This is a genomic window from Sulfurovum sp. TSL6, assembly GCF_019972115.1.
Classification (GTDB): Bacteria; Campylobacterota; Campylobacteria; order Campylobacterales; family Sulfurovaceae; genus Sulfurovum.
Genome location: NZ_BPFJ01000002.1, coordinates 1 through 18,972, shown reverse-complemented (window position 1 = coordinate 18,972; position 18,972 = coordinate 1). Strand labels below are relative to the sequence as shown.

The window sequence follows — 18,972 nt, the reverse complement described above, 5'->3', positions numbered from 1 at the left end:
CTATGAAAGTCTCTGTTTAAAGTCCTCATATCCGAAGTTACGTACCACTTCTACCGTGCCATCTACTCTTTGAATGGCAATAGAGGGAAGCTTCACTCCATTAAAGGTAGTGGCTTTAACCATGGTATAGTGCATCTGGTCTTCAAATATGACCTTGTCACCAATGCTCAGCGGTGCATTAAAACTGTAATCACCCATGATGTCACCTGCTAAACAAGTGTTGCCTGCCAGACGATACGTATATGCTTTTTCTCCAGCTTCCCCCGCACCGCGTACTTCTGCACGGTAGGGCATGATGATCGTATCAGGCATGTGTGCTTCGGCTGAAGAGTCTAGGATCGCTATATCCATACCATTGTGTACAATGTCAAGTACGGTAGTGACCAGTGTACCTGTCTCCCATCCTATGGCTTCTCCAGGTTCAAGATAGACGTCTACATCATACTTCTTTTTAAAGTCTTTAATGAGTTCTATAAGCTTCTGTGTATCATATCCTTCACGTGTGATATGATGCCCCCCGCCAAAGTTTATCCACTTCATCTTCGGTATGTATGCGCCGAATTTCTCTTCAAAATTCTGTAGTACATTTTCAAGGGCATCACTGCCTTGTTCGCAAAGTGCATGAAAATGCAAACCCTCACACTCATTTAAAATAGAATCATCCATATTTTGCACTGTGGTACCCAGCCTGGAGTAGAGTCCGCAAGGATTGTAGATCTCTTTGGGTGACTCTGAATATTCAGGATTTACACGCAGTCCCAATGAGAGTTTCGGATTGATCTTTTTAGCGTGCGAAGCAAATCGACGGAATTGGGCAGGGGAATTAAATACCAGATGATGTGATATATTTGCTATTTCATCGATCTCTTCTTCTTTAAATGCAGGAGAGTAGGTATGGACTTCTTTAGAAAATGTTTCATCTGCCAGCTTTGCTTCATGTAGACCACTGGCACAGCATCCATCAAGATAAGGCTTGATCAGTGGAAAACTTTTCCACAGTGCATACCCTTTGAGTGCGAGTAATACTTTAGCGCCACTCTGTTTTTTGATTTCTGAGATCAGTGTAAGATTTTTGAGCAGTTTTTCTTCTTCTAGCAGCCAACAAGGTGAAGGTAAAGTATTGTGTGTATTTTTCATGAGAAATTATAACAATAGAATCCAAAATATTTTGTTATAATGGAGCAAATATTTTAGTAACTATTAAGAAGGAGATGTATTATTATGGGTGCAAGGGAAAATGACAATCGTAGTGAAAGCTTAAAATTTAACGGTAAGGAGATCCAACTTGCTGTTAAAATGTTAGATAATTTAGAAACTACGATCGATATTATGTATTATCTTATGGAAAATGAGAATCAACAAGCTTTTGTGCTCATGCTTTTGACAGCGAATGATGTAGATCTCAATACTTTACTGGATAAAGAGAAGCGTGAAACAGATATTTTATTTGAAATTGATAAAGAAGAATCGCTCTATGTGATGCTTTGTCAAGATACCAAGGTGGATGGAGGATATCGGTTTGCAGAAAGACTGCTGAGAAATATCGAGCTAGATAAGGGTACAGACATCTATTGTACGGAAGTAGAAGTAAGAGCGACACATTACACACCTAAACAAGTGATACTCAAACTACTCGAAACGTTTGTAAAAAGTAAAGTATCAAATAAGTCTAATGAAATTGTTTTTAGAAGTTTAAATTAATTAGTAGGTTTTAAGGGATTTTACAGTAAAATCCCGTCCAAATATACCGCAGTAATGCAGGTAAAAATATATTAAGGATGATTCGGAATGAAAAGAACATACCAACCTCATAGTACACCAAGAAAAAGAACGCACGGATTCAGAACAAGAATGAAAACTAAAAATGGTAGAAAAGTAATTTCTGCAAGAAGAGCTAAGGGTAGAAAAAGACTATCTGTATAATACTTCTGGTATAAAACCATCAGTTCTATAAAACATTTTACTAGGATTAAGACCAGTAAAGAGTTTAACAGCGTGTATAAACACGCCACACAAACATGGCATACACCCTATTTTGTACTTTTCTATAAAAAGAGTAATGAGTATAAAGTAGGTTTTGTAGCCTCTAAGAAAATTGGAAATGCAGTTCATCGAAACAGAGCAAAACGTTTGTTAAGAGCACATTTCATCGAAAATATAGACCTCTTATCCCAAGGTAGTTACGTATTGGTTGCAAAACCTGCGCTTATCGAAGAAAACTATTCTGTGACACGTAAGGCTTATCTACATGCACTAAAGAAGTGTACTGCAACATAATTTAACACATTTAACACTATACTATCACTGATATATTATAAAAGGCATAATTTTGGAACAACAAGATTTAAATAAACGACTTCTTCTGGCACTGGCACTTTCATTCTTCGTATTTATAGGATATAGCTATTTTTTCCCACCTGAAAAATCTACACAAACCACTGAACAAACAACAAATACAGCACATCAAACTCCTACAGTAGATAAAGCAAATGTACCTACTCCAACTGCTTCAGGATCAACAGCAGCAAGTGCACCGGTACAAATGGCATCAACAGGGTTGATCTCTGTGAAATCTGATAACTTTATTATGACTGTGGATGAATACGCACGTATCTCTCAAGTTGAACTTTTAGAAGCGAAGTATCATGATGAAGATGGTAAGAATCTGAAAATTTTAGGCGTGAATGAAGTGAAGCCATTGGAAGTAAGATTTTCAGATGCAAAATTGAATGATGAAGCATTTAAAACACCTTATGTAAACAGTGGAAGTAAAACGATAGATGTGAGCGAAGGTCCTCAAACGGTGACTTTAACACAAACACTCTCTTCTGTGACAGTGACAAAAGAGATTACTTTCAAGCCTACAGGACAGTATGATGTAACCGTGACAACTTCTGTACCAACACCATACTTCATTACACCAGGACACAGACCTGTAGCTGACCAGTCTATGTATATGCTCGTAAGAGGAGCATTGGTAAAGGGAGCGGATAATATCATCAATACGATAGAAGACGGTGATGCTGAAGGGTATGAAAAGTTCCAAAATGCAAAAATAGCATCAGCTTTTGACCGATATGTCGCTTCAATGTTCTTTGACTTCGATAAAGGGATGAATGTTTCTATCTTAAAAGAGGCCAATGGTGATCCTCTTATCTTTGTTGAGGGAGCTGAGACATTAGCGGTACATGCGTACATCGGACCTAAAGAAGAGAAAATACTTAGTGCGATCCACCCAGAGCTTACAGACGCCATCGAATTTGGATGGTTCTCATTCCTCGCAAAACCATTCTTCAAAGTATTGCTTTGGATCAATGATTATGTGGGTAACTGGGGATGGGCGATCATCCTCTTTACATTACTTGTAAAATTTGTCTTATTCCCACTTTCATACAAAGGTATGATGTCAATGAACAAACTGAAAGACTTGGCACCTAAAATGAAAGATATCAAAGAGAAATATAAAGGTGATCCTGCAAAAATGAATGCACAGATGATGGAAATGTATAAGAAACACGGTGCAAACCCTATGGGTGGATGTTTACCGCTTATTTTACAAATTCCTGTTTTCTTTGCGCTTTACCGTGTGCTTTTAAATGCAGATGAGTTGCAAGGTGCCGGATGGATACTTTGGATAGACAACCTTGCCGTGATGGACCCTTATTTTGTACTTCCTGTCTTAATGGGTGCTTCTATGTGGTTCCAGCAAAAGATCACGCCAAGTAACTTTACTGATCCGTTACAGGAGAAGATCTTTAAGTGGTTCCCTGTGATCATGACGGTGTTCTTTGTCTATTTCCCATCTGGTCTTGTATTGTACTGGTTAGTGAACAACTTGTTTACGATCGCTCAACAATACTTTATCAACCATATGTATAAAAAACAAAAGGCGTTGGCAGTGGCAGCGCACAAGAAAACAAAGGACTAGGTGATGAAAAAGGTTGAAGCACCAACACTGGAAGAAGCCTATCAAAAAGCTTCTCAAATGTTGGGCTGCTCTGTTTCTGAACTTCAGACTGAAGTGATACAGCATCCTTCTAAAGGACTCTTCGGCCTTTTGAAAAAAAATGCGATCATCGTAGCAACATGTAAAAAAACTGTTTCAAAGCATGTAAAACATGAAGTAAAAAAAGAAGCACTTGATGTGCCAACTGCAGAAGAGAGTGTTGCTTCTGAAATCATAGCCACAGTCAAAGAAGAACAAACTTCCCTAAATGCGCATGCTGAACCTGAGATTGAAAAAGATGCTATTGTAGATAGCTTCTTTGAAGTCGATCATCATGAGGATGAAGTAGAAGTCTTTGAAGATGAAACAGTTGTCTATGACGAGTTGGCACTGATGATAGAAGATCAACTTAAAGAGCTGCTTTCTCACTCTTGTTTTGATATAGATGTGGTTGAAGTAGATGTCAGAGATAATACTGCATTGATCTTCATCGATGGTGATGATGCGGCACTTCTCATAGGTAAAGAAGGGTATCGTTATAATGCGCTCTCTTATATGCTTTTTAATTGGTTACATACGAAATATGAACTGTTCATTAAGCTTGAGATCGCAGAATTTTTAACGACGCAACAAGAGATGATACGGAATTATATTAAACCGGTGATTGAAAATGTTGAGAAACATGGAAAAGGTAAAACACGTTTCCTTGATGGTATTTTGGTACAAATAGCACTGGAACAGCTGCGTGAAAGATTCCCCGATAAATATGTGGCAGTCAAGACAAGTAGAGACGGTAAAAAATTTGTTGTCATAAACGAATTTAACAACAATAAGACCCATGGATAATATTATAGAGCGTATATGGAACAAAGTACTATATACTACTTCTCAGCGAAGAGCTCACACGGCTAGCCGCGTTTGGATGAATTATGCATAATTCAATTGCTGCCATTGCTACTGCACATGGTGTCTCTTCTATCTCTATCATCAGAGTGAGTGGAGATGCTGCATTGGAGATCGCACATAAGATATCTCATTTAGAAAACATTACCCCAAGACACGCACATCTCACATCTCTTTATAATTTTAACAATGAACTCATAGACCATGCGATCATGATATACTTTGCTGCACCACACAGCTTTACAGGTGAGGAGATCGTAGAGTTTCAGTGCCACGGCGGGATGATCGTCGCGCAGGAGATACTTGATACCATCACATCTTATGGCGTAAGACTTGCTGAACCGGGTGAGTTCTCTAAGCGTGCATTTCTTAATGGCAAGATCGATCTTACAGAAGCAGAGGCCATTTCAAAACTGATAGAAGCCAAAAGTGTAGATGCAGCAAAGATATTGGCTAAACAGATGAAAGGCGAACTCAAAACCTTTGTGGATGAGAGCAGGGATGCACTTTTAAGATCTTTGGCATACTCTGAAGTCATGATCGATTATGCAGAAGAAGATATCCCTGATGATATTATGAGCAGTATACGTACACAGTTGGATGCGCTCACAGATCAGATAGAACAAATTGTTGAAGCGAGTCACAGGCGAAGAGGCTTGATAGAAGGTTTTAAGGTAGCGATCGTAGGGAAACCAAATGTAGGTAAAAGTTCTCTACTGAATGCCTTGCTTTCGTATGACAGGGCCATCGTCAGTGATATTGCAGGGACAACCAGAGATACGATCGAGGAGCAGGTACGCATAGGTTCCCATATTATACGATTGGTAGATACCGCAGGGATACGTGAATCAGAGGATACGATAGAAAAGATAGGAATAGAACGTTCACTTTCATCAGTGAAGGATGCTGATGTCATTGTTGCACTTTTTGACAGTTCACGTCCGTTTGATGAGGAAGATGCAAAAATACTTTCTATTCTTGAAGCAGTAGAAGATAAACATATTGTTGTGGCCCTAAACAAATCAGATCTTGATAGGGTATTTGATATCACGAAACTTCAGGCATATGACGTATTGGAAGTCAGTGCCAAAAAAGCTTTTGTGAAACTTACAGAAAGACTTGAACGCCTTTTTGATAGCATCGGAGAAGGAGAAGAGCTTATGCTGATCTCTTCTAGACAGATCGAAGCCGTCAATAAAGCAAAATCCTCTATAGAAGAAGCAAAAGAACCTTTAATGCATGGTGAGTTAGAGTTTTTTTCCTATCATTTGCAAGAAGCGGTCAAGTCTATCTCATCTATATCTAAACCTTATGACTCTGAAGAGATACTAGACAAAATGTTCGGTGAATTCTGTTTAGGAAAATAAGATGCAGAGTGTTGAATATTTGAATGATCTGGAAAACGTAGAGCTTTATATACTTTTGGCTTTGTCTGTTTTTACGATTTGGTTTATCTTTAGTACGATCAAGTATTATAAAGGTGAAAAAAGAAAAGTAAAGCAGCTGTATCGATTTGCCAAAAAGGGTGAAGTTGAGGCACAATACTCTTTAGCGCATAGATATCGCAAGGGGCATGCTGTCAAAAAAAGTTGTCAGAAAGCAGCATTCTGGTATCAAAAGGCTGCCTTTTCCGGTGATGATGATGCAAGAAGTTTTTTAGAAAAGATACATGAAAAGAAGCGTTGTTAATAGACGATAGTAAAGTTAATTGTGTATAATGTCAAAATTACAAATGAAGGTGTAAAATGTTTAAAATAGGCACTATGATCATAATGTCACTCATGGCAATGTCTTTATTTACCGGATGTGTACAGAGAGATATACATTTAAATAAAAATTTTTGGGCGCATTCAAGTAGTGTAGATGATGTCAATATATCTGATGATAATCTTACCATATCTGAAATGATGATCATGGAGGATGGTGAAGAGAATAAAATGGCACGTATTGAATTCCCTGAATCAGAGTATTATCGTTTGGCTAGAACAGGTAAAGGAACAGTTAAGGGTACCATTTATGTGAAGGATTACTATGATAGACGTATATTGGGTGCAAGTACACGTCTCTACTTAAATCCGATCACAAGTTATTCTGAGCAGTGGTATGAAGAGAGTTATTTAGGCGGGTACAAGATGCAGGCAGCAGATCCTAGACTCTTTAATTATTTAAAATTCACCGCTTCAGACAAAAATGGAGAATTTGCATTTTATGGTGTGCCTTCGGGAAGTTATTATCTTATAGGCACGGTGAAATGTGGAGAAGAGTGTGGTTATGGAAGTATGAAAAATATACGTATAGCCACAAAAGTGAGTGTACATGGAAATCAAATCGTGGAGCAAGATTTGACCAGGAGTGTAGAGTAAACCCTATCGTTGCTTATCCTTTTGGATAAGCTTCTTCCAAAGCTTTGTAGAGACCGTCTGGCGTCACATCTTCATTTTCTTCAAGTACGCGTTGCATGACAACATTATCTTCCTCACTATTCCATATTTTGATGTAGGTACCCTCTTTATAACCGTGGTCCTGTCTGAACTGGTTTAAGATATTTTTCCCCACATAAAGTTTATACAACGCATCTAGGTTGAGTCCGGATTGTACCGCCACATCGATAAATGCTTCCATAAGTTTTTCTGTTGAATCTTCGCAAAAAATTGTTCTCATCAAGTTCTCGACTACTTCTATTTGTGCATAATGATCTTTTGTTGTAGGTATGATATCGGCTAAAAAGTTTTGAAAATTAGGTAACTTTGAAATACTTCTTGACAATGTATCAATACATCCGAGATTTTTCATCTTATAGTCTTCCAGTCCCTGTGACATGATAAAATGCCAAATATCTACAGCTTCTATCCTAATATTTGCATAATCAGGCTCAGCATCTATATTTTTCCAGTGTTTCCAAGGGTAAGACTCTATAAGTTCGGCACACTCCAAGTAGGTAGCACGTTTCCAGTCAATGAGTTTCCCGTTTTTAGTAATACCCTTTTCCCAACCTTCACCATTGGTTGCATCATTGAGTTGTTGTTGAAGCAGCAGCATTTGTAAAATCTTATCCATTTATAGCCTTTTTTATTAAATTGAAACATAAAATGAACAAAGTTCATTTTATTACACTAACGCTAAGTTTTACGATTCAGTATGTAGTGCTTCAAATACACTATATGTTAATCCTTGTCTTTAGCAGAAAGCTTAAGTGACTGGTCACTTTTCGTAGTGGAATATTCTACCTTTTTATCACTTATTTAGTACTTTTTGAGTAAAATATGGCTCTTATTTTACCTCCTAAAAGGACAGATATATGTCACAACCTATTGAAGATTTAGATGAAGTTTTAAAAAATCACAAACTCAGTAAAGAAGAGTACCAGGATATTTTACGTATCTTAGACGGTCGTCACCCAAATATCGTAGAAATAGGTATTTTTTCTGCAATGTGGTCAGAGCACTGTTCTTACAAGTCAAGTACAAAATACCTTAGAGGTTTCCCTACAGAGGCACCATGGGTCATCCAGGGACCAGGTGAAAATGCAGGTGTCATCGATATAGGTGAAGGTATGGCGGCTGTCTTTAAAATGGAAAGTCATAACCACCCGTCATATATAGAACCTTTTCAGGGTGCAGCGACAGGTGTAGGAGGTATACTCAGGGATATTTTTACCATGGGAGCAAGACCGGTAGCAAACCTTAATGCTTTGCGCTTTGGTACAGTGAATGGTGACAGTGACATTGCAAAATACCAAAGACACCTTGTACGTGGAGTAGTAGACGGTATCGGATCTTACGGTAACTGTATGGGTGTTCCTACGATCGGGGGTGAAGTGAGTTTCGATGAGAGTTATAATGGCAACATTCTTGTGAATGCCTTTTCTCTTGGACTGGTAAAATCAGATGAGATCTTTTTAGGTGTTGCATCAGGTATAGGTAACTCTGTGATGTATGTAGGTTCTAAAACAGGTCGTGACGGTCTTGGTGGTGCAGTCATGAGTTCTGACTCTTTTACCGAAGAGTCTAAGTCACTCCGTCCAACAGTGCAGGTTGGGGATCCATTTACTGAGAAACTTCTTCTTGAAGCATGTTTAGAACTCTTCAAGACAGACCATGTGGTAGGTATCCAGGATATGGGTGCAGCAGGGCTTACTTCTTCAGCATTCGAAATGGCGGGTAAAACAGGTGCAGGTCTTATCATGCACTTAGACAAAGTACCTGCGAGAGAAGAGGGAATGATGCCTTATGACTTCATGCTCTCTGAGTCTCAAGAGCGTATGCTCATTTGTGCGAAAAAGGGAAGTGAACAAGCCATCATCGATATCTTTGAAAAATGGGAATTGGATGTTGCTGTGATCGGTGAAGTGACAGATACAGCGCGTATGGAATTGATGTGGCATGGTGAAAAGTGTGCAGATATGCCTATCGCTCCCGTGAGTGAAGAAGCACCGGTACTCGATAGACCTATAGCAAGACCTGCGTACTTAGATGAAGTGAATGCGAAATCTGTAGAGAGTTATCCAGCAGTGGATGATCAGAAAGCCTATGAAACACTGCTTTCAAATATCGAAATTTCAGATAAAGCCTGGGTATATAATCAGTATGATTCTATGGTCCAGACCAACACAACGAAAGGGCCAGGAAGTCTGGATGCCTCTTCTATCCGTATCAAAGAAAATGGAAAAGCTTTGGCGATGAGTTCTGACTGTAATCCGCGTTACTGTTATATCGATCCAAAAAAAGGTGCAGCACTTGCAGTAGTGGAGTCTGGACGTAATGTCGCAATGTCTGGGGCTAGACCACTTTCTATCACGGACTGTCTGAACTACGGTAACCCGGAAAATCCTGAAGTGATGTGGCAGTTTGCACAGGGATGTGAAGGTATCAAAGAAGCATGTTTAGAGCTGAATACGCCGGTGGTTAGTGGTAATGTATCGCTTTATAATGAAACCAATGGTGTTTCTGTATTCCCTACACCTGCAATCGCGATGGTAGGGCTCAACGATGATCAGAACAAAGTACTCCCTTCAGCATTCCAGAAAGATGGAAGTCAAATCCTTCTTATAGGTGAAACCAGAGGTGAATTCGGTGGATCACTCTATATTAAAGCATTGCATGGTGAAACAGCTGGGTCTTTACCGACATTTGACTATAAAACAGAACTCGCACTTTGGGAACTTGTCATCGAAGCGAACAAACAGGGACTTTTAAAGTCTGCAAAAGATGTGAATGTGGGTGGATTAGCCATCGCACTTTCTAAAATGGCAGCAGTCTCTAACAAAGGGGTAAGCGCTGAGATCGCTTTGGATGAGAGTAGAAATATCTTTGATGAGTCACAAAGCAGGGCACTTTTAGAAGTCTCGGACGAGAATGTAGAAGCTGTCGTTCGTATGGCTATGGATCTAGGTATTAAAGTGACAAATATCGGTACAGTTGGTGGAGAGAGCGTGAAGATAAATGATGTGGAACTTTCTTTGGAGAAAGTAAAAGATATTTACTTTAATACGTTTGCTCGTACCATTGAGCAGGACCTGTAATAGTATAATTTCCTCTTGTTCCCACTCTCCTGAGTGGGAATGTATACTTGAGTTTATTATTTGAATTGATGTATGCATTTCCACTTTTATTTTGGGGATGAGAGTTTTATTTCTACTTTTTTTATAAAAAGTAGGCAAAAAAGCGTTACGGCTCTCGAAACGCTTCGCTTTTCTGGCACTAAATGCCGATACCCTCCGTCGCTAAAGCGTAAGTGGGGTACAAGCGGGGCGTTCGCCGTAACATTTATTATTAATTATTGAGAAAGAGAGAAGAATGAGAGCACTAATATCAGTAAGTGACAAAAGCGGTGTAGAGAACTTTGCCAAAGAGTTGGTAGCATTAGGTTATGAGATCATTTCAACGGGTGGTACATATAAAAAACTTCAAGATGCAGGTATCGCAGTGATTGAAGCCAATGAAGTGACAAAATTTCCTGAGTGTTTCGAGGGAAGAGTGAAGACGCTTAACCCGTATATCCACGGTGGTATTTTACATAGAAGGGATAAACAGTCTCACTTAGACCAGGCAAAAGAGCTCGGTGTAGAAGGGATTGATCTTGTATGTGTGAATCTTTATCCGTTTAAAGCAACGATTGAAAAGACGGATGATTTTGAAGAGATCATTGAGAACATTGACATCGGTGGGCCAGCGATGGTGAGAAGTGCCGCAAAGAACTTTGACAGTGTGATCATTGTGACTGATGTTGCAGATTATGACACGGTACTTGATAACCTGAAAAATGATACAAACACAGTTGAGTTCAGAAGAGATATGATGATCAAAGCTTTTGAACATACTGCTGCGTATGATTCAATGATAGCAAACTACATGAACGGTCGTTTTAACGATGGTTTTGGTGAGTATCAGTTCATTACTGGTAAAAAATCATTCCAAACACGTTATGGTGAGAACCCACACCAAAAAGGTGCACTCTATGAGTTTGACAACCACTTCACGAACAATTTCAAACAGGTCAAAGGTGAAGCAAGTTTCAACAACATCAATGATGTGAACGGTGCACTGAAGATCGCATCGAGTTTTGGTGATGAAAATGCTGTATGTATAGTAAAACATGGAAATCCTTGTGGTTTTGCGATTAAAGGTACACTTTTAGAATCCTATACAGAAGCACTTAAGTGTGACCCGGTATCTGCATTCGGTGGTGTGGTTGCAGTCAATGGTGTAGTGACTAAAGAACTTGCAGAGAAGATGAATGAGATTTTCCTTGAAGTGGTCATGGCCGCAGATTTTGATGCAGATGCTTTAGAAGTGTTTGAGAAGAAAAAACGTCTTAAACTGTTTGCCCAGGGTGGAACAAAACTTGTGATGTCAAATGACAGCCATGATTTCAAACATGTAGATGGCGGATTTGTCTATCAGAATGCAGACTGTATCTGTGATGGTGAAGTACACAATGCAGAGAAAAAATCAGAACTGACAGCTACAGCACAAGAGATGAAAGACTTGGAGATTGCATGGAAAGTGGCTGGTCTTACAAAGTCTAATTGTGTAGTCTATGTAAAAGATTCGGCGATGGTTGCTGTAGGTATGGGTATGACAAGCCGTGTAGATGCTGCACAGTGTGCCCTTAAAAAAGCCAAAGAGATGGATCTGGATGTGAGCGGTGCAGCGATGGCATCTGAAGCCTTCTTCCCGTTCCGTGACAGTATTGATGCAGCGGCAGCAGCGGGTGTAAAAGCGATCATTGAACCTGGCGGAAGTATCAGAGATGATGAAGTCATTGAAGCGGCTAATGAACATGGTATCTCTCTTTACTTTACTACGGTAAGACACTTTTTACATTAATTTCTATGGCAGTATGTTCTTTTCGTACTGCCTTTTTTATTTATTTTTTCCCTTTTTTAATCTTCTCAAAAACACTATAATACATCATTACATCACTAGGAATAACCATGGATAAATTACTCATCGTATGGAGTACTTCCGAGATAGAAGTGGCCAAAAAGATGGTACTGCTCTACTCAAGTGTCATTCTGCCAAGAGGCTACTGGGATCAAGCCCATTTAATGGTATGGGGACCTTCTGCAAAACTTTTGGCAGAAAATGAAGCATTGCAAGAGATGGTATCTCAGATCAAAGCAACAGGTGTCGAACTCTCATGCTGTGTGGTATGCAGTGATGAATATGGCGTGACCGAGAAGCTGGCTTCATTAGGGATAGATATGATCCATACCGGAGAACTACTGACTGATGCATTGAAAGAAGAGTGGAAAGTAATCACTTTTTAAGAAAAAATTTACTTTTAATATTAAATTCTGATATACTTAAATAGTTTTAAAAATAATAGGAGTCATATAATGACAAATATGTGATAAATGTTTTTTTCTTAAAACATATCATCTCTACTGGAGAATACATTATCTTTTCATTATATGGTTAACCTTTCAAATTATTTTTAACATGAGGGAATATCATGAAAAAAGTATTACTCGTATTTAGTACAAGACCTGAAGCCATTAAAATGGCACCCCTTGTACTGGCATTTAAAAAACAATCACAAGATATAGACACAAAAGTTTGTGTGACTGCACAACATAGAGAAATGCTCGATCAAGTATTAGATATTTTTGACATTGTTCCCGATTTTGATCTTAATATTATGAAAGCGGGACAATATCTATATGATATAACAAGTCATATTCTACTTGGAATGAAAGAAGTGCTTATGGAGTATCAACCTGATGTACTTTTTGTACATGGCGATACTACAACAACTATTGCTTCAGCCATGAGCGCATTTTATCAAAAGATACCAGTTGCTCATGTGGAAGCAGGTCTTCGTACCGGTAATATCTACAGTACTTGGCCAGAAGAAGCAAACCGTAAACTCACATCACAGATTACCAAATTTCATTTTGCACCTACAGAAACTAGTAAAGATAATCTCTTAAAAGGGAATATAGATAAAGATGATATTTATGTAACAGGAAATACGGTCATTGATGCATTGTTTTGGGTATTAGACAAGATTGAGAATCATATATTGGTAATGCGTAATACAACTGAAAGACCGGAAGCGCTTGAAGCTGGTACAGTAAAACTGGTGGGAACAAACCCCATAACGATAGTAAACGAAGGAAATAAATTACTGAAAGATAGATCAATTTATGAGAGTATGAGCCAAATCGATAATCCATATGGAGATGGAAAAGCATGCCAAAAAATTTTAAATCTGATAAAGGAAAAATATGCAAACTAAAACAGTATGTGTCATGGGATTAGGATATATAGGTCTTCCGACAGCAGCACTCTTGGCCAACCGTAAATATCAAGTACATGGTGTTGATGTAGTACAAAGTACCGTGGATACCATTAATCAAGGTAAGATCCATATTGTAGAGCCGGATCTAGATACCTTTGTCCGTTCGGCTGTAAATTCAGGTAACCTGATCGCAGATATAAAACCACAAGAATCAGATGTATTCATCATTGCAGTTCCTACACCATTTCATGACGGTTATGTACCAAATATAGATTATGTTCTTACTGCAACTGAGTCTATTGCTCCCTATGTTAAAGATGGAAATATTATTATCTTAGAGTCTACTTCTCCTGTAGGCACTACAGATAAAGTGGCAGAAGTATTGCAAGAACAGGGAGTAGACATAAGTAAGGTGCATATAGCCCATTGTCCCGAGCGTGTTTTACCTGGACAAATTATGCGTGAATTGGTAGAGAATGACCGTATAGTAGGAGGTCTTAATGAAGAAGCAACTGATGAGACAGCAGCCTTTTATAAAACCTTTGTGAGCGGGCAAATACTGAAGACAGATGCAAAAACAGCTGAAATGGCTAAACTGACTGAGAACAGTTATCGAGATGTGAACATAGCATTTGCCAATGAACTCTCTATTTTATCAGATAAATTTGGTATTAATGTTTGGGAACTGATTTCCCTTGCAAACCGTCATCCACGTGTAAACATTTTACAACCAGGTGCAGGAGTAGGGGGACATTGTATTGCGGTTGATCCCTGGTTCATTGTGCATGCAGGTGGAGAAGATGCAAAGATTATCAGGACAGCCAGAGAGGTTAATACTTACAAAACAGAATGGGCTATAGAAAAGATAAAAAATGTAGCACTGATAATTGAGAAAGATAATGGTAAAAAAGCCAAGGTTGCATGTATGGGACTGGCGTTTAAACCAAATATTGATGACCTTAGAGAGTCTCCTGCACTTTATATCACAAGACGTTTAATTGCTGAAGGACTTGAAGTTCTCCCTGTAGAACCGAATCTAAAAACTTCAGATGAATTTGAGCTTGTTCAAGATGAAGAGGCTATTAATGATGCAGATATCATCGTATTTTTAGTAGCACATGATGAATTCAAGGGTATACGTATCTTTGGAAAAGAAGTATTTGATTTTTGTGGTGTTACGAAATATAATCAAAAAAAGGACATAAAATGAAAGGGATTATATTAGCAGGGGGAAGCGGTACAAGGCTTTATCCGATTACAAAAGTGATATCAAAACAACTGCTTCCCGTATATGATAAACCAATGATCTACTATCCACTATCTGTTTTGATGCTTGCAGGAATACATGAAGTATTGATTATTTCAACTTCCCAGGATCTTGGTCGATTTATGGAGCTTTTAGGTGATGGATCACATCTAGGTATGAAGTTTGAGTATATTGTTCAGGAGTCTCCTCTGGGGTTGGCTGATGCCTTTATACTTGGTGAGACTTTTATTGGTGATGACAGTGTTTGCTTGATTCTTGGTGACAATATTTTTTATGGTCCCGGGTTGACACCAAGGTTGGAAGAAGCGGCAAAACAAACGGATGGTGCTACAATATTTGGTTATTATGTTAAAGACCCGGAACGTTTTGGTATAGTCGAATTTGATGAGAATGATAAAGTGATATCGATTGAAGAAAAGCCGATTAATCCGAAGAGTAATTATGCAGTGACCGGCCTTTATTTTTATGATAACGATGTTGTGGAGATAGCAAAAAATGTCCAGCCATCAGAACGGGGAGAGATTGAGATCACATCCATAAATCAGGAGTATCTGAAACGAAATAATTTACGGGTAGAACTGTTAGGAAGGGGTTATGCTTGGCTTGATACAGGCACGCATGAAAGTCTTGCTCAAGCAAGCTTGTATATTCAGAATATAGAACAACGACAGGGCTATAAAGTTGCTTGTATTGAAGAAGTTGCCTATTATAAAGGGTGGATCAGCAGTGAAGAACTCATTGCATTGGCCCAGCCACTTAAAAAAACAGAATATGGTCAATATATGCTAGAAATGGCAAAAGGAAAATAAGGAAACAATATGAGTAGAATCAGCGTTATTGGGTCAGGATTTATTGCAAAAGGGTTTATAAACCTACTTTATGATCATCCGAACTATATACTTGAAAAAATACTAACGCGTACAGGTATCGAAAAAAGAAGTGATTTTCCTCATAATGATCATATGACCAATGATCTTGATGAACTCATAGCAAATTCTGATTTAATTGTTGAATGTACTGGAGATGCTATATATGCGTGTGAAACCATAAGTAGAATTTTAGAGGCATCAATCCCGGTTGTTACCATGAATTCCGAATTTCATGTAACAGTTGGTTCCTATTTCATTGATAAAGGATTGCTGACAGAAGCTGAAGGTGATCAGCCTGGTGTTTTGGCCATGCTGCATGAAGAAGCAATTGCCATGGGTTTTAAGCCACTTGTCTATGGAAATATTAAAGGTTTTTTAAATCATGATCCAACACTAGAAGAGATGCAGTATTGGGGAAAGCGATCTGGTATAAGTCTGGATATGGTAACTTCATTTACCGATGGAACAAAAGTGAATATTGAACAAGCATTGGTCGCTAACGGGTTGCATGCCAGTATAGTGCAAGATGGACTTATGGGACTCTCTGATGATAATATGAATCATGGTGGAAATATCTTGGCCGAAAAGGCTAAAGAACTAGGATATCCTATTAGTGACTATTTATTATCACCAAAATTACCTGCTGGTGTATTTCTAGCAGTTGAGCATAATGAAAATCAGAAAGATGCTTTGCATTATTACAAAATGGGGGATGGTCCCTATTATATTTTAGAGCGTACTTTTCATTTATGTCATTTAGAGATGATGAAAACTGTTGACCGTGTATTGAGAGGAGGTGGAGTACTACTTGATAATAGTACAGATCCGACTATTAGCGTTACGACTATCGCAAAAAGAAATCTTAAACCAGGGGAAACGATTAAAAAAGGAATTGGAAGTTTTGATGTTCGTGGTATAGCTGTCAAGATCAAAGAGCATAAAGGACATGTACCGATAGGATTAATGAAAGATGCTGTTATTAAACGGCCAGTCTCTGAAGGATCGGAGCTAACTTTTGAGGATGTAGAACTACCGGAATCTTTGGCAGTGCAAGTATGGAAAAGTATAGAGAAGAAAGTTTTTGAAGGTTAAAATAGAAGGTATAGGCTATGAAAATAATCAAAACAGAAGTAGAAGGTGTGGTCATATTAGAGCCAAAAGTATTTGGTGATGATCGTGGTTATTTTACCGAGACATTTCGACAGGATCAATTTGAAGAGGCTATAGGCTACAAAGTAAACTTTATTCAGGATAATGAATCAAAATCTTCGTTTGGTGTACTTCGGGGACTACATTATCAGCTTCCTCCCTTTTCACAAAGTAAACTTGTACGCGTAATAATAGGCAGTGTCATTGATGTTGCTGTAGATATTCGTAAGGGTTCACCGACATTTGGCAAACATATTGCTGTTGAACTTTCAGGTGAAAACAAACGTCAATTGTTTGTACCAAGAGGATTTGCCCATGGGTTTGTTGTTACTTCTGAAACTGCAATTTTTACTTATAAAGTGGATAATTACTATGCTCCAGAGTATGACAAGGGTATTGTTTATAATGACCCGGCTATTGATATTTCATGGGGTATTGATCTAGAAAAGTTATTGCTTTCGGAAAAAGATAAGATGCACCCTTCGTTAACAGACGCTGATTTATTTGATTATAAAGACAATTTATATGAATAAAAATATTTATTATGATGAAAAGAGAAGAGATGATGGGGCGTAATACTCAAAACAGAAAATCAATTTTACTTACCGGATGTGCTGGTTTTATAGGTTCAAATTTCATACTTTACTTTTTAGAAAAATACTCAGAATATCATATTGTCAATCTTGATCTTTTAACTTATGCAGGAAATCTTGGAAACTTAAATGAGATAGAAGATCATGATCGTTATACTTTTGTGAATGGGGATATTTGTGACCGTGAACTTGTAGAAAGTATCTTTGAAACACACGATATAAGAGGTGTCATTCATTTTGCTGCAGAGAGTCATGTTGATAACTCTATTAAAAATCCAGGTGTATTTATTGAAACTAATATAAATGGTACATTTACATTGGTTGACGTTGCTTACAAAAAATGGATGAACAAACCTTTTGAATATAAAAATGGTTATGAATTATGTCGTTTTCATCATATTTCTACAGATGAAGTCTATGGAACACTTGGTGACAAAGGATTATTCACTGAAAAGACACCTTATGCACCAAACTCTCCTTACGCGGCAAGCAAAGCAGGGAGTGATATGATCATACGTAGTTACTATCATACCTATGGATTGAACACTATTATAACAAATTGTTCTAATAACTATGGGCCAAGGCAGCATGATGAAAAACTAATCCCTACGATTATTAGAAAAGCATTAAGAAATGAAAAAATCCCTATTTACGGTGATGGCAAAAATATTCGAGACTGGTTATATGTAGATGATCATTGTACTGGGATTGATCTTGCATATCATAAAGGTAGAATAGGTGAAGTTTATAATATAGGTGGACGTAATGAACGGGATAATAATTATATTGCTAATAAGATCTGTGAAATACTGGATAAACTAAGTCCAAAAGATTCAGGAGATAGTTATATTGATCAAATTACCTTTGTAGAAGACCGTGCAGGTCATGACAGACGTTATGCTATTGATGCCACAAAAATAGAAGATGAATTAGGATGGAAGGCTGAAGAGAATTTTGAAAGTGGGATAGAGAAAACCATTAAATGGTATCTAGATAAATATAATTCTATCATGGATATGAGTTAAATTTTTTAGATTATATTTATAGAATATAAAGTTTTATAAAAATTTATATTTATTCTTAATTAAGCTTTATAATAATATACTTCGGGACTAAGCACTCTGCAAAAAGCTAAACTGTCTGAAAAGGCAGGACAGAAAGCCATGGGTCTCATATAGATTGCCAAGCTACTCAGAAATAATTTTTTTAATAAAATGTTTGGAGTAGTACAATGAAATATTTTTTCTTCATTTTTCTTTTTATTTCCTCTATATTACATGCCTCTTATAGCGACGACTTCAGCACAGATACGACATCCGAGTACATTACCGAGGATACATGGACGAAAGGTGGTGTAGGTAGTCTTAGCTATGATGGAGCAGGAGAGCAGATCCGTGTGCTAACCGGTAATGATATTGCTCTTCAGTTTTCTAGAGCTCTTCCTGTATCCACAGAGGGAGGTTTCAGTATTGACTTTTTCCCTACCATTCACCATCCAAG

The 18,972-nt window shown here is 38.0% G+C and carries 20 protein-coding genes and 1 riboswitch; of the genes, 18 read left to right on the top strand and 2 right to left on the bottom strand.

Features of this window, described 5'->3' with window-relative positions; all coding sequences use genetic code 11:
- Nucleotides 1–1,137, bottom strand: a complete 1,137-nt coding sequence (gene nspC, locus LDM93_RS05070; protein ID WP_223891049.1) for a carboxynorspermidine decarboxylase — start codon at nucleotides 1,135–1,137, stop codon at nucleotides 1–3.
- An 84-nt stretch (nucleotides 1,138–1,221) separates the two neighbouring features.
- Here nspC and LDM93_RS05065 point away from each other — a divergent pair, with 84 nt between their 5' ends.
- The 8 genes from LDM93_RS05065 (at nucleotide 1,222) to LDM93_RS05030 (ending at nucleotide 7,212) form a co-directional block, all read left to right on the top strand.
- Entirely contained in the window at nucleotides 1,222–1,701 is a 480-nt protein-coding gene (locus LDM93_RS05065; protein WP_223891048.1) for a hypothetical protein, read from the top strand.
- Nucleotides 1,702–1,788: 87 nt separating this feature from the next.
- Entirely contained in the window at nucleotides 1,789–1,923 is a 135-nt protein-coding gene (gene rpmH, locus LDM93_RS05060) for a 50S ribosomal protein L34 (RefSeq protein WP_223891047.1), read from the top strand.
- An 18-nt stretch (nucleotides 1,924–1,941) separates the two neighbouring features.
- Complete coding sequence (gene rnpA, locus LDM93_RS05055) at nucleotides 1,942–2,277, top strand: ribonuclease P protein component (RefSeq protein WP_308440702.1); 336 nt, start codon at nucleotides 1,942–1,944, stop codon at nucleotides 2,275–2,277.
- Between the two features lie 52 nt (nucleotides 2,278–2,329).
- Nucleotides 2,330–3,928, top strand: a complete 1,599-nt coding sequence (gene yidC, locus LDM93_RS05050) for a membrane protein insertase YidC (protein ID WP_223891046.1) — start codon at nucleotides 2,330–2,332, stop codon at nucleotides 3,926–3,928.
- A gap of 3 nt (nucleotides 3,929–3,931) precedes the next feature.
- Nucleotides 3,932–4,792, top strand: coding sequence for a Jag N-terminal domain-containing protein (locus LDM93_RS05045; protein ID WP_223891045.1), 861 nt, complete (start codon nucleotides 3,932–3,934; stop codon nucleotides 4,790–4,792).
- Between the two features lie 83 nt (nucleotides 4,793–4,875).
- Complete coding sequence (gene mnmE, locus LDM93_RS05040) at nucleotides 4,876–6,216, top strand: tRNA uridine-5-carboxymethylaminomethyl(34) synthesis GTPase MnmE (RefSeq protein WP_223891044.1); 1,341 nt, start codon at nucleotides 4,876–4,878, stop codon at nucleotides 6,214–6,216.
- Between the two features lies 1 nt (nucleotide 6,217).
- A complete protein-coding gene (locus LDM93_RS05035) occupies nucleotides 6,218–6,538 on the top strand; it encodes an SEL1-like repeat protein (RefSeq protein ID WP_223891043.1) in 321 nt (106 codons plus the stop codon).
- Between the two features lie 56 nt (nucleotides 6,539–6,594).
- Nucleotides 6,595–7,212, top strand: a complete 618-nt coding sequence (locus LDM93_RS05030) for a carboxypeptidase regulatory-like domain-containing protein (protein WP_223891042.1) — start codon at nucleotides 6,595–6,597, stop codon at nucleotides 7,210–7,212.
- A gap of 13 nt (nucleotides 7,213–7,225) precedes the next feature.
- Here LDM93_RS05030 and LDM93_RS05025 read toward each other — a convergent pair whose 3' ends face one another.
- Complete coding sequence (locus tag LDM93_RS05025; protein WP_223891041.1) at nucleotides 7,226–7,906, bottom strand: dUTP diphosphatase; 681 nt, start codon at nucleotides 7,904–7,906, stop codon at nucleotides 7,226–7,228.
- 241 nt (nucleotides 7,907–8,147) lie between these two features.
- Here LDM93_RS05025 and purL point away from each other — a divergent pair, with 241 nt between their 5' ends.
- The 10 genes from purL to LDM93_RS04975 all read left to right on the top strand — a co-directional run.
- The gene (gene purL, locus LDM93_RS05020) at nucleotides 8,148–10,370 is read left to right on the top strand and encodes a phosphoribosylformylglycinamidine synthase subunit PurL (protein ID WP_223891040.1); all 2,223 of its coding nucleotides are present in this window, start codon (nucleotides 8,148–8,150) and stop codon (nucleotides 10,368–10,370) included.
- A 274-nt stretch (nucleotides 10,371–10,644) separates the two neighbouring features.
- Complete coding sequence (purH, locus tag LDM93_RS05015) at nucleotides 10,645–12,177, top strand: bifunctional phosphoribosylaminoimidazolecarboxamide formyltransferase/IMP cyclohydrolase (RefSeq protein WP_223891038.1); 1,533 nt, start codon at nucleotides 10,645–10,647, stop codon at nucleotides 12,175–12,177.
- 107 nt (nucleotides 12,178–12,284) lie between these two features.
- Complete coding sequence (locus LDM93_RS05010) at nucleotides 12,285–12,620, top strand: DsrE family protein (protein WP_223891037.1); 336 nt, start codon at nucleotides 12,285–12,287, stop codon at nucleotides 12,618–12,620.
- Between the two features lie 185 nt (nucleotides 12,621–12,805).
- On the top strand, nucleotides 12,806–13,591 hold the full coding sequence (wecB, locus tag LDM93_RS05005) for a non-hydrolyzing UDP-N-acetylglucosamine 2-epimerase (RefSeq protein WP_223891036.1): 786 nt from the start codon (nucleotides 12,806–12,808) through the stop codon (nucleotides 13,589–13,591).
- Nucleotides 13,581–14,804: a UDP-N-acetyl-D-mannosamine dehydrogenase gene (gene wecC / locus LDM93_RS05000; RefSeq protein WP_223891035.1), complete on the top strand. Its 1,224-nt coding sequence runs from the start codon at nucleotides 13,581–13,583 to the stop codon at nucleotides 14,802–14,804. The genes wecB and wecC overlap by 11 nt, the downstream gene beginning before the upstream one ends.
- Entirely contained in the window at nucleotides 14,801–15,670 is an 870-nt protein-coding gene (gene rfbA / locus LDM93_RS04995; RefSeq protein WP_223891034.1) for a glucose-1-phosphate thymidylyltransferase RfbA, read from the top strand. The genes wecC and rfbA overlap by 4 nt, the downstream gene beginning before the upstream one ends.
- Nucleotides 15,671–15,679: 9 nt before the next feature.
- A complete protein-coding gene (locus LDM93_RS04990; protein WP_223891033.1) occupies nucleotides 15,680–16,822 on the top strand; it encodes a hypothetical protein in 1,143 nt (380 codons plus the stop codon).
- 17 nt (nucleotides 16,823–16,839) lie between these two features.
- Nucleotides 16,840–17,412, top strand: coding sequence for a dTDP-4-dehydrorhamnose 3,5-epimerase (gene rfbC, locus LDM93_RS04985; RefSeq protein WP_223891032.1), 573 nt, complete (start codon nucleotides 16,840–16,842; stop codon nucleotides 17,410–17,412).
- A gap of 14 nt (nucleotides 17,413–17,426) precedes the next feature.
- On the top strand, nucleotides 17,427–18,497 hold the full coding sequence (rfbB, locus tag LDM93_RS04980; protein ID WP_223891031.1) for a dTDP-glucose 4,6-dehydratase: 1,071 nt from the start codon (nucleotides 17,427–17,429) through the stop codon (nucleotides 18,495–18,497).
- A 95-nt stretch (nucleotides 18,498–18,592) separates the two neighbouring features.
- Nucleotides 18,593–18,667: riboswitch (cyclic di-GMP riboswitch) on the top strand.
- Nucleotides 18,668–18,703: 36 nt separating this feature from the next.
- Nucleotides 18,704–18,972, top strand: a 269-nt coding sequence (locus LDM93_RS04975) for a hypothetical protein (protein WP_223891030.1), incomplete at its 3' end; no start/stop codon positions are given.